Raw genomic sequence first — 11,228 nt, 5'->3', positions numbered from 1 at the left:
CTTTGAAAAACAATATGTCGCTTAATGCGGTGTCCAGTCTTACTGGAGCAGATCAATTCTCTCAATTGGTGGTTTATTGGAAGTGTTTAATATAAAAGACTCAATACCCAAAGAATGAAGATCTATTGATTATATCCTCTCGTCAATTCTTAAGAAATATTATACAAGCTGAATTGGTGTGCAATTGTATTTATATGCAATCGCGCAATTAACCTATGGTGTTTTAATATCACTTTGTTTAGTAATTGATAACATTTTAAGACAATAAATGTTATCGATTGGGAGCAATTTACGTTACAGAGTCACGAAGTTGAACATAATTGGAATAATGAACAACATTTGTTTTAGATTGGTTCTAATTATGAGAAATAGGGGGGTTACTTTTGTTGATATTTATATTAATTTCTTATGGGTTAAATTATTAGCAATAGGTGTTTTTTACTGTGAAATCTCTTATTATTGCGCTAGAACGTAAATCTGAACGATTTTTATCCAGCCAAAAGCAACTTTTAAATATTAAGTCTCTAGATATTGAAAAGTTGAGTGCTGTTGATGCTATGTCCTCTAAACCTCATCCTTTGATGGATTTCTATGATGAAACCGCCTTTTATGCACTAAATGGAAGGATCGCTGTTCCTGGTGAGATCGGGTGTTATGGTAGTCACTATTTAGCGTGGGAAAGATGCATTCAGTTAAATCAACCAGTTATTGTCTTCGAAGACGATGTTGTTGTTGATGTCGATGTATTTGGAAAAACGGTTCAATTTGCCAGTAAGCATATTGAAGAGTGTGGTTTTATGAGATTGGAAAATTATTCGACTAAGAGAGAGTATAATTATGTCGTTGAAAATCTCGATGACGAACAAAGTCTAGTGCGACATATTAAAACACCACTATGCACCACTGCCTATATGATCACACCGCATGTGGCGAAAATTTTTATAGAAAAAAGTGAACGATTCCTCTACCCAGTAGATGTATTTATTAGAAATGTATGGCTTCATAAGCAACCAACTTACGGAATATCTCCTGCAGGATTAACCGGGGGAGAAGGTGGCTCAGTCATTGGGAATCGGTCTTCTAGAACAAAAAAATCACTCCGTATTAAAACTCTAAAATTCTTAAGTAAGTTTAGAGATGTCGCTATGAATGGTTTGTTCAATTTGACCTATACCGTAATAATCAAAAAAAGCAGACCCAAAATGTTTAACGGTTTTTAATCGTTTCTTATCTGATTGATTTTACGTCATTCGTTTAGAACGAACCGAGATTTAGATATAAGAACAGCTCCCAATTGGGAGCTGTTCTTCGTTATCGTGTCATGTAATTAGTGGTATCAAGCTCTAGCTCGAAAGTTTTGTTAAAAGAGTAGGACGGTGCACAGCTAAGCTATTTTTGCTAAGGTGTTATTGAATTTAAAAAGGTAGTGATATGCAAATCCGGAACGCTAAGGTAACTGATATTAGCTCGATCTTAGAGCTCTCTATGCAAATAAATCGTCAACATCATCTTGGTGCCCCTATGGTATTTGCTCCCGCTTCTCATGGCTTAGCTGATAGTGAAGAATATTGGTTGGGATTGATGCTTGATCCGGTTGGCACTTTCTTAGTTGCGGTTGACGCTCAACAGGTTGTTGGTTTCTTGGTGGGGAAGGTAACGCAGAATAAAGGGGTAAGCTTCATTCAGTCTCACAAAATAGCGCGAGTGAATACGATTGTGGTAAACGATCAGGTTCAGAGCCAAGGCGTCGGCAAAGCGTTGATGAAGTCGTTTAATCAGTGGGCGCAAGCGAGTGGTGCTATTGAGCTTAGGTTAGAAGTGATGGAGTTTAATCAGCAAGCTAAGGGTTTCTATGAATCGTTAGGCATGGAAACTCAATCACGAACCATGTCCATGCGCTTTGAGGAGAACTAAAGGTGCGCCTATTTTTGCCTTTATCACTGTGTTTACTGTTTGTAGCTTCGAGTGTGCAAGCTGAAAAGGTTGTGGTTGAAAAGATAATTTCTGACGCGACGGCAATCGAAACCATTGTATTCGAGTCGAAACCGGCTCACTCTCAGCGTGTCTCAACGTCTTCCTCTAACTCAACCTCTTCAGTGATCTCAAATTCCAAACATGTGATTATTGTGGATGATGTTCTTAGCAGTAACTCTGGCGAACAAGTTGCCCAGCTGTCTCAAGGTTCATCTAAACGTCCCCCTCAAAGCTCTTCTCAACAGTCTTACACTCTAACCGGTCCCTTTTCTGAGGCAGACTCTCTGTCGCAAGTGGTTACTTTAGTCAAAGTTGATAAATCGAAACGTAGAATGTACCTACTTAAGGGTGATGAGGTCATTCAAGAGTTTCGTATTGCGTTAGGGAAACAACCGAAAGGGCATAAACGTTTTGAAGGAGACAACCGAACACCTGAAGGGGAATACCAGCTCGATTATGTGATGGAAGAGTCGGATTTTCACCGCTCGGTGCATATCAGCTACCCGCAACCTTCGGATATGCAGTGGGCTGAAGAAAATGATGTCGACCCTGGAGGGAACATCAAGATCCACGGTATTAAAAATGGTGAGCGCCGTTCACCGAGCTTTATTCAAAGCTTTGATTGGACGGATGGCTGTATCGCATTAACCAATCAAGATATGGATGAGTTTCTCCAACTTGTAAAAATGGGTACCCCTATCCATATCGAATGGTAGTCATTGGTACCCCATTTTCTTAGTCACTTTCGGAATCTATTCGCGCAGGCAATTAGCGCAGTCAATTCGTGAAACCAACTTCCGAAATTAACCGCTAAAGTCAGTTACAGTATGACTCGACCTGCACTGAATATCGCAATTACGATCAGCAACGCAATGGTGACTGGCTTAAACTTCGCTCCACCAAATCTCTCGAATAGTTTAGAACCCACATAACCGCCAAACATGCTGCTTGGTAAGAGTGCTAGAGTAAGCCAGACCACATCACGATCGACTAACCCTGCGATAGAAGCCGTAACAAAGGCGCTGGAATCAGCTAGTACAAAGAACGCAATCAGGCCTGCTCTGGCAATGTGTGGTGCGACAGGACTTGCCAATGCATGCGTGCCAACCGGAGGGCCAGACATGGAAGCTGCGCCATTCATTATCCCCGCAAGGCTGCCTAGAATATAGGGAGCAAATCTAGGTTCGCTTTTGTATTGGAACCCTTTGTAGATCATGATTGCTGACGCAAAAATGAAGGCACTGATGATCAAGATGATCGTGTCTTGGCTAACGGATTTGAGTAACAGCAAGCCGACGGGCGTGAAGGCCAAACAAGGGATGAATACCTTTGAAACCCATCGCCAATTTACGTGATGTTTAACCTTCGGCAGCAATTGGATATTGCCTAACAGGTCGATCAGCATGAAAACGGGAACCAGTTCGATAACAGGCACGAATAACGCACTCAATGGCAGTGCCACTAAGGTAAAACCGAAACCTGAGAAGCCACGAACAATAGCGGCAAAAATGAAGATAGCACCCAAAATTGGGAAGGTTGGACTAAAAATGAGATCCATAAATTAAGTAACCAATGAAGCTGTCTAAATAGAGCGAGCGATGAAACCAAGTGAGTAGCGGAATGTACTCCTACTCACTTGTGTTTGCTACTTAATTTAATGGTTTCCCGAGAATTAATTTTAAGGCATCCCGGGAGTTTATTTAAAGTTTATCGGGGCTATTTTTGCGGTATTTACGAGCTCAATTTATAGGATTGAACTGATTCGGAAAATCAGTAAATACAGCATCTACTTTTGAGAGAAATTTGAAGCGAGACGGATCATTGACGGTGTAGCACCATGTTTGAATGTTTGCTTCACCAAGTGTATCAAGATCGCTCTGCTTCAGATGCTCGTAGTTCATGTGACAGCTGAACGCTTTAACCTCATCAATCAGCATAAGATCATCTTGAGTCAGTTGCTCTGTGATCACACCGACACGGTATCTAGGCAAATGACGAGCCATTTCAGCAACGACTTGATGGCTGAAGCTTGAAAGCAAAACTCTGTCGGTGTCTAGATTTGAATGAATCAACTCGGTGTGCAGCAAATCAACGACATGAGGTGCTTGATGTCGGCTATCGACTTTGACCTCTAGGTTGACGCTGAGATCATACTGCTCAACAAGCGCGAGCAACTCTTCCAGCGTCAGTATTTTCTCACCCGCGAACTGCTCCGACTTCCAACTGCCAAAGTCAAGCTGACGCAGTTCTGCAAGGGTATGTTCGTCGACACGACCCTTGCCATCGCTGCAGCGCTCAAGCGTGTGGTCGTGACAAACCACAAGTTGATCATCCTGAGTGGGCTGAATATCAACTTCAATCCATTTCAAACCGAGTTTCGCCGCTTGTTCAATGCTTGCTTTGGTATTTTCTGGGTGAGTACCTGCTACACCTCTATGACCTACGATGATAGACGACATAATTAATCCTTCTTAAAGACGCACCGTAAAAACGCATTAAATATCAGTGTACTCGATTAAGCGAGAGCCGTCGTTAAGCTTGTCGTATCTTCGTGTGGCTCCTGTGATGTAAAATTATTTGGGTGAATGCGTTTGCCATGATTGTCAAAAATATGCAGGTTGGATTTATCGATTCTTAGCCCTAGGGGGACGGCTTGGCACAGTGTCGTTTCGGGTGTTACTGCAATGAAGGGCTGCTCGTTCACCAGACCATGAACCAATTGATTTGGACCCAAAGGCTCAACCACACTGATACGCAGTTCAAGAGGCAAGGTATTCATCATCAATTCTGAACCAATTTCAGAGTGCTCTGGACGAATACCAAGTGTGATGGCTGTATTTTTTACGTGGGCGTACTCGGGTAAGTACATTTGCTGATCACCAATCTCAAGGTATCCGTCATCGAGTGTTGCTGGTAAAAAATTCATCGCTGGGCTGCCAATGAAGCTCGCCACAAAAGTACTGGCTGGCTGGTGGTAGACCTCTCGTGGCGTCCCGACTTGCTCTATCTGGCCTTTGTTGAGCACCACGATTCTATCAGCCAGTGTCATGGCTTCGACTTGGTCATGAGTCACGTAAACACTGGTCACGCCAAGTTCGCGTTGCAGTTTTTTGATCTCTAATCTCATGTGAGCACGCAGTGAGGCATCTAGGTTAGACAAAGGTTCGTCAAACAGAAAAAGTTGTGGATCGCGAACGATCGCTCGTCCCATAGCAACACGTTGACGTTGACCACCCGAAAGCTTGGCTGGCTTGCGGTCTAGATATTCTTCGATTTTCAGCGTTTTGGCGACTTTCTCAATTTTCTCTTCAATAAGGTGCTGACTAACACCTCGGTTCTTTAAGCCATAAGCGAGGTTTTTGTAAACCGACATGTGCGGGTAGAGCGCGTAATTCTGGAAGACCATCGCGATATCACGCAGGGCAGGTTTCTCTGTATCAACACGGCGACCACTTAAGTGAATCTCGCCACCAGAAATGCTTTCCAAACCCGCAATGGAACGTAGGATAGAAGACTTGCCACAACCAGAAGGACCCACCAAAACAAGGAACTCACCCTCATCGATATCAAGCGAGACTCCTTTGACGGCTTGATGGCCGTTTTCATACGTCTTTACCAAGTTTTTGATACCCAGCATGATGGGAGCTTTGCGCGTACGATCGTGAGTGGCTTGGTTGTGCGCTAACGTTTGTTTTAGCTTTGGCATCGGGGTGTCCTCTGTATTTTTGTGGATAGCTTGGTGAGAAGGCAGGTGAGTCGTCTTATACTCATCGAGTGATTGAATGCGGTTATTGTTCATTTGAGTTGTGTCGTTATTATTTTTCACTTTCTACTAGCCCTTTTACAAACCAACGCTGAAATACAACCACCACTAGTACGGGTGGCAACATGGCTAAAATCACCATGGCGAAAGCATAGTCATAGCGCGGTAAACTGGTTTCATTGATATTATTGAGTACTTGTTTGATGCCCATCACGATGGTGTTGTAGCCTTCGTCGGTGGTCATCATGATCGGCCATAAGTATTGGTTCCAACCCACCACAAACATGATGATGAAAATCGCGGCGATCATGGTTTTAGATAGAGGCAGCAAGATATCGACAAAGAATCGAAATGGACCTGCGTTATCTAACTGTGCGGCTTCTAACAATTCATCGGGGATGGTTTTAAAGAATTGCCTAAAAAAGAACGTCGCGGTGGCTGATGCGATCAAAGGCAGAATCAACCCTGTATAGCTATTAAGAAGACCAAGCCCAGCGACAACTTCATAGGAAGGGATAATACGAACCTCTAATGGCAGTAACAGCGTCACGAAGATCAGCCAAAACCACGCCGTGGCGTAAGGGAGTCTAAAGTAGACCAAAGCAAACGCGGCCATCATCGAAATGATGATCTTACCGATCGCAAAACCTAGCCCCATGATCATCGAGTTGGTGATCATTTTACTGGCGGTGACTTCGCCACTAAAGCCCATGCTTTTGTTCCAAGCTTCGCTATAAATGGCCGTAAAGTTATCGCCCGGTAGCCATTGCAGACCTTCGCTGACAATGGTGTTTGGGTTATGCGTAGAACTAGCGAAGATTAGCCAGATAGGGACCAACATAAACAGCATCCCTGCAATTAAAATTAGGTGGTCTGAGACCTTATTACTTTTCATAAATAACTCCTGTCGCGTTAAATCCTAGCGGGGAGGGGCTAGTAATGGACGCGCTTTTCTACAACGCGAAACTGGATAAATGTGAGAGTGAGTACCAGTAGTAACAACACAACAGACTGGGCGGAACTGCCGCCTAAATCTGCGCCAACAAAACCATCTCGATACACCTTGTACACTAATGAAGTTGTACCGCCACCTGGGCCACCATTGGTCATGGTGTCTATCACGCCAAAGGTTTCAAAGAATGAGTAGGTGAGGTTGATGACCAGTAGAAAGAAGCCAGTCGGGGCGAGCAGTGGGAAGGTAATGGTCCAGAAACGTTTTGAGTCGCTGACACAATCCAGCATCGCCGCTTCTTTTACGGCGTAAGAGATCGATTGGAGTCCCGCTAGGAAGTAGATGAAATTCACCGAAACCTGTTTCCACACGGAAACCAAAATCAGAGCAAACGTGGCATCCACGGGATCGGTTTGGAAGCTAAAATCCCAACCCACAACAGCAAAGATTTCTGTGAACACGCCAATGTGCGGGTTAAACAAGAAAGCACCAATAACACCTGCAATCGCAGGGGCAACCGCATAAACCCAAGTGAGAGTGACCTTGTAAGCGCCTTGTCCGTGAATGATGTTGTCGGCTTTCACGGCAAGCAGCAGAGCCAAGGCAAGTGATAAGAAAGAGACCACAATTGCGAACATCAAAGTAAAGCCAATCGAGTTCAGGTACTCGCTCGATTCGAATAGCATTTGGTAATTCTCAAACCAGACGAATATAGATGAGGTGCCCCAAGGCTCTTCCAGCATAAATGAAAGGTAAACCGCCTTTGCTGCTGGGTAGATAAAGAAAACCGCAATGATGAGTATCTGAGGTGCCAAAAATAGGTAAGGCAGCGGAGAGTGAAAGAATTGTTGACGTCGTTCCACAGGGTAATCCCTAAAAATAATTACAGTGGCCACTATGAGCGGCTGTTACCACTAGCGCTGTATCAGGCATGCATCCCGTTGAGTTATCGTTGTTGGAGCAAGAAATGGCGCTAGGGAAGAGTCTCCTCACGCCTTGCCATAGCGTTTTTTTAGCGACGCAGTGACAAGTAGTGAGGAGTGATGAACGGCTCTGATTCGCTAAGCCTTAAGCTTGTGAACAGTTTCGTTTCATTAATCGATCTAGTTCATCGTTCGAGCGAAGCGCTTTAGTAGTTTGCTGCTCTCATCTTCGACCTTGTCTAGGCTGCTCTCGACGCTAGAGCGATCAGCGAAGATGTTATCGAACTCACGGTGCATCACTTCACGGATTTGCGGGTAATAACCTAGGCGGTAGCCTTTAGTCCACTCGCCCGATTTGAGGCTTAGTTGCTTAACGCCCACTTCTGCGTCTGGCTGCTCTGTGTAGTAGCCGGACTTTTTCGCTAGTTCATAGGCAGCCGTTGTTACAGGTACATAGCCTGTTGTTTTGTGCCAGTACACTTGAGTTTCAGGCTTAGTCAGGTAGTCAAAGAATGCTGCGACACCTTTGTCTTGTTGTTGGTCATGGCCATTGAGTGCAAACAGAGCGGCACCACCAATGAAGGTTAAACCAGCATCTGGGTTAACTGATTTCCAGTATGGAAGGTAAGTTGTGCCTAACTCGAAAGGTACACGGTTACGTAAACCACCGAATGAACCTGAAGAGCCCATCCACATTGCTACTTCTTGGCGCTCGAAAGGCGTTTGGTTCGCATCCCAATCGCTGCCGTAATACTTGTAGTAACCTAGATCTGACCACTCTTTCATCTTGCTAACGTGCATCATCATGTCTTTGGTGTTGAACATGATTTTAGTGGATAGGCCGTCGTAGCCGTTGTTCTGGTCAGAGACTGGCAGGTTATGGCGAGACTTAAAGTTTTCAAACATGATCCACGGCGTCAGAGATTGAGAAAACGCGATGTGTCCTTCGGCCTTCAGTTTCTTAGCAACCACTTCGAGTTCTTCATAAGTCTTAGGCGCTTCGGTTCCCACTTCTGCGAGAAGGTCTTTGTTGTAGTAAAGAACCGGCGTCGAACTGTTGAAAGGCATACCAACCATCTTGCCTTGGTTGTCGGCATAGAAGTTACGAACGCCAGCTAGGTAGTCGTTTGAATTAAAGTTGTAGCCCGATTCAACCAGAATATCCTGTACCGGTTTCGCGACACCTTTAGCGTTCATGATGGTTGCAGCACCGGCATCGAAGACTTGTAGAATGTTAGGAGCTTCGCCAGCTCGATATGCTGCGATACCCGCTGTTAAGGTCTCTGTGTATGAACCTTTATAGATTGGCGTGATCTTGTAATCATCTTGTGACGCATTAAAGTCAGTCGCAATCTTATTGACGGTTTCTCCAAGTTGGCCGCCCATTGCGTGCCACCAAGTAACTTGAGTCGTTGCGAACGCCGGCATTGCTGCTGTCGCAGAAAGAACGCCTGCCAAAATTAGCTTATTCATCTTCTTTTCCTTTTGGATGAAATCGATATAGAGGTATTGAATTTGAGTATTAACGAGACGGTAGGGGTATCGTTTGAAGCTATCTTGAACAGGGTATATTTCACTTACGTGGCTAAAGCGTTTCACTGATGTGAAAGATTCATTTCGATTTTATTTAAGAGAAAAGTTATTGATGGATTTGATGTTTGATGTATTTGGCTTTCAAGACGTTTTTCTGACTAAAAAAAAGCCTCTCGATGGAGAGGCTAAGAATAAGGTTCGATGTGGATACAGTTTTAGTGCGCGATGTCTAATTGGTTGTCTTTCACGCCGTTAATACGGAACCAACCTGCGATACTGAATCGCTCTGTGTTGGTTGGTAACACTTCGTGTGGGAACTGTTCAGACAAGAACACAAATAAGCGGCCTGACTTTGGTGGAATGGTCGCAATGTGGTTGTCTTTTAGATCGTAAACCACGAGCTCCCCTGCGTCTTCCTCAGACCATTCGTCATTCATGTAGAACACAGTGGTTAGGCGGCGGTTTTCATTACCTTTAAAGCAGTCTAAGTGCTTCTGGTAAAAGTCGCCTTTTTCGTATTTAGCAAAGTGCGCTTCGTATTCGAACAGACCCAAAAAGAACGCTTGGTTTGCCGCTAAACGAATTTGTTCCATTTTGTCTAGGAACAGAGATGCTGGTTCACCCATATCACGGCGTACCCACTGAATTTTGTCACTACGAATCGTTGCTTCTCGTGCTACGTCATCGTTACGGCCGATCCTAGCCTTTTTCCAGTTCTCTGGAATGCAATCCCTCAATGCCACTACTTCCTCGTGAGTTAAGAAGTCATCCCAAACAAAGTAACCTTGGGTAGAAAGAGCATCGATAAGTTGGTTCATGTATAGCACTCAGACAATAAATTAGAGGCGCATATATAGTCCGAATAACTCAGGCCACCAAATCACATGTTTTGTCGTCACGACAAATGATGCTCAGTGCTTAAAGCGCAAGGCTTGTTGAGCAAGGTTTTCGGTAATGTGAGCATTCGATAATGCTGAAAAATATCGGATGAAATTGATGATCATCTTTGGAATGTGCCCTCATTATTCTGAGTTAAATTGGACTTGAGTAACATTGGTTTTGAGTAACGTTGGATTTGAGTAATTGAGTGGATACCAATGGAAATCTTGATTCGAGTTCTCTATCCGGTTTTAGATTGTTGCTTTTAACAAAATGATCACAATTGATGGTGGGTTTGCTATTGTATAGGCCTGACCAGTTGTTTTGTCACAAGGAGTGGATTTGCAACTTCATACCATCAAAGGCTATATCCAAGACATGTATCTCGTAGAGTACCCTGACAGGTTGTTGTTACTTGATGGTGCGTGCCGAGCGGATATTCCCCACCTTAAAGTTTTCATTGAAGATGATCTTGGCCGTGAATTTAGCGACCTACACACAGTGGTTGTTACGCACATGCATCCAGACCACGCAGGGGCAGCGCACAAACTCAGAAAGCTCACGAATTGTAATTTGGTTGCAGCAAATCGAGATAAGGATTGGTACCACGGCATCGATGGCATATTGATGCATTTGACCGATTTGGCATTAGCACGGTGGATGGCGAACCGATTGGGTAAGCCCAAAGCAAACCTATGGTATTCAAGAAAGTTGAAGCCGGACTACAAGCTGTCGGATGGTGATAGCATTCCTGGCTTTGATGATTGGTTGGTTCTGGAAACGCCGGGCAATAGACAGAGATCTCTCTGTCTATTGCCCATCACACAGCGTTGCTTATGTGGCGGACTTGATGGTCGAGGTTAAGAAGAAACTGATTCCTCCGTTTCCTATCTTTCATCCCAATAAGTATCGAGCGTCGGTATCTCGTATCTATGACATGCAGCTCGACACCTTGCTGGTGGCGCATGGGGGACAAGTGAATTTGAGTGAGCAAGCGTTTGAACACCTGTTGATGAGTGCGCCAAGAAGGCCAGTGACACATTGGCGAGTGACTAAAATCAAACTCAAAGGTTTGGTTAAATCTGTTTGGCGATTTGGGTTTAAAGATAAAAAAAATCGCCATAAATAATAAAGGCCAGTCTTAAAGACTTAATGCCGTTCGGATAAGCATTATTGCTTGAACCTGAACGGATATTTGGCTGGG

Annotated in this window: 10 protein-coding genes and 1 pseudogene; 4 read left to right on the top strand and 7 right to left on the bottom strand. The window is 44.2% G+C overall.

What is annotated here, in order from left to right; genetic code table 11:
- Positions 1 to 443 precede the first annotated feature (443 nt).
- The 3 genes from ACED53_RS21750 (at position 444) to ACED53_RS21740 (ending at position 2,690) form a co-directional block, all read left to right on the top strand.
- Positions 444 to 1,220, top strand: coding sequence for a glycosyltransferase family 25 protein (locus ACED53_RS21750; RefSeq protein ID WP_017101753.1), 777 nt, complete (start codon positions 444 to 446; stop codon positions 1,218 to 1,220).
- A 211-nt stretch (positions 1,221 to 1,431) separates the two neighbouring features.
- Complete coding sequence (locus ACED53_RS21745) at positions 1,432 to 1,914, top strand: GNAT family N-acetyltransferase (protein ID WP_017096483.1); 483 nt, start codon at positions 1,432 to 1,434, stop codon at positions 1,912 to 1,914.
- 2 nt (positions 1,915 to 1,916) lie between these two features.
- Positions 1,917 to 2,690, top strand: a complete 774-nt coding sequence (locus tag ACED53_RS21740) for a murein L,D-transpeptidase family protein (RefSeq protein ID WP_017101752.1) — start codon at positions 1,917 to 1,919, stop codon at positions 2,688 to 2,690.
- A 104-nt stretch (positions 2,691 to 2,794) separates the two neighbouring features.
- Here the strand turns inward: ACED53_RS21740 and ACED53_RS21735 are convergent, their stop codons facing one another.
- From ACED53_RS21735 to ACED53_RS21705, 7 genes are all read right to left on the bottom strand, one after another.
- Positions 2,795 to 3,532, bottom strand: a complete 738-nt coding sequence (locus ACED53_RS21735; protein WP_017101751.1) for a sulfite exporter TauE/SafE family protein — start codon at positions 3,530 to 3,532, stop codon at positions 2,795 to 2,797.
- A gap of 181 nt (positions 3,533 to 3,713) precedes the next feature.
- The gene (locus ACED53_RS21730) at positions 3,714 to 4,433 is read right to left on the bottom strand and encodes a glycerophosphodiester phosphodiesterase family protein (protein WP_017101750.1); all 720 of its coding nucleotides are present in this window, start codon (positions 4,431 to 4,433) and stop codon (positions 3,714 to 3,716) included.
- Between the two features lie 56 nt (positions 4,434 to 4,489).
- Positions 4,490 to 5,800 (bottom strand): sn-glycerol-3-phosphate import ATP-binding protein UgpC, encoded by a 1,311-nt coding sequence (locus ACED53_RS21725; RefSeq protein WP_017101749.1) that lies wholly within the window; start codon positions 5,798 to 5,800, stop codon positions 4,490 to 4,492.
- Positions 5,790 to 6,632 carry a sn-glycerol-3-phosphate ABC transporter permease UgpE gene (gene ugpE, locus ACED53_RS21720; RefSeq protein WP_009846304.1) on the bottom strand — a complete coding sequence of 281 codons (843 nt, stop codon included), beginning with the start codon at positions 6,630 to 6,632 and terminating at the stop codon, positions 5,790 to 5,792. The genes ACED53_RS21725 and ugpE overlap by 11 nt, the downstream gene beginning before the upstream one ends.
- 38 nt (positions 6,633 to 6,670) lie before the next feature.
- On the bottom strand, positions 6,671 to 7,552 hold the full coding sequence (locus ACED53_RS21715) for an ABC transporter permease subunit (RefSeq protein WP_029225588.1): 882 nt from the start codon (positions 7,550 to 7,552) through the stop codon (positions 6,671 to 6,673).
- A 240-nt stretch (positions 7,553 to 7,792) separates the two neighbouring features.
- Positions 7,793 to 9,085: an extracellular solute-binding protein gene (locus ACED53_RS21710; RefSeq protein ID WP_017101748.1), complete on the bottom strand. Its 1,293-nt coding sequence runs from the start codon at positions 9,083 to 9,085 to the stop codon at positions 7,793 to 7,795.
- Positions 9,086 to 9,360: 275 nt separating this feature from the next.
- Positions 9,361 to 9,963, bottom strand: a complete 603-nt coding sequence (locus ACED53_RS21705) for a 2OG-Fe(II) oxygenase (RefSeq protein WP_017101747.1) — start codon at positions 9,961 to 9,963, stop codon at positions 9,361 to 9,363.
- Between the two features lie 403 nt (positions 9,964 to 10,366).
- Between ACED53_RS21705 and ACED53_RS21700 the strand changes: the two are divergent.
- A pseudogene (locus tag ACED53_RS21700) lies at positions 10,367 to 11,153 on the top strand (MBL fold metallo-hydrolase).
- The last annotated feature ends 75 nt before the right edge of the window (positions 11,154 to 11,228 follow it).

Origin of the sequence: Vibrio sp. 1F169, from assembly GCF_041439605.1 — a bacterium.
Lineage (GTDB): Bacteria > Pseudomonadota > Gammaproteobacteria > Enterobacterales > Vibrionaceae > Vibrio > Vibrio tasmaniensis_A.
The sequence above is the reverse complement of the archived record's forward strand: the minus strand, read 5'-3'. Positions and strand labels throughout refer to the sequence as shown.

Coding starts and splice junctions, on each gene's coding strand:
- ACED53_RS21745 (WP_017096483.1), top strand. CDS start 1,432: ATGCAAATCCGGAACGCTAAGGTAACTGATATTAGCTCGATCTTAGAG.
- ACED53_RS21735 (WP_017101751.1), bottom strand. CDS start 3,532: ATGGATCTCATTTTTAGTCCAACCTTCCCAATTTTGGGTGCTATCTTC.
- ACED53_RS21730 (WP_017101750.1), bottom strand. CDS start 4,433: ATGTCGTCTATCATCGTAGGTCATAGAGGTGTAGCAGGTACTCACCCA.
- ugpE (WP_009846304.1), bottom strand. CDS start 6,632: ATGAAAAGTAATAAGGTCTCAGACCACCTAATTTTAATTGCAGGGATG.
- ACED53_RS21710 (WP_017101748.1), bottom strand. CDS start 9,085: ATGAATAAGCTAATTTTGGCAGGCGTTCTTTCTGCGACAGCAGCAATG.
- ACED53_RS21705 (WP_017101747.1), bottom strand. CDS start 9,963: ATGAACCAACTTATCGATGCTCTTTCTACCCAAGGTTACTTTGTTTGG.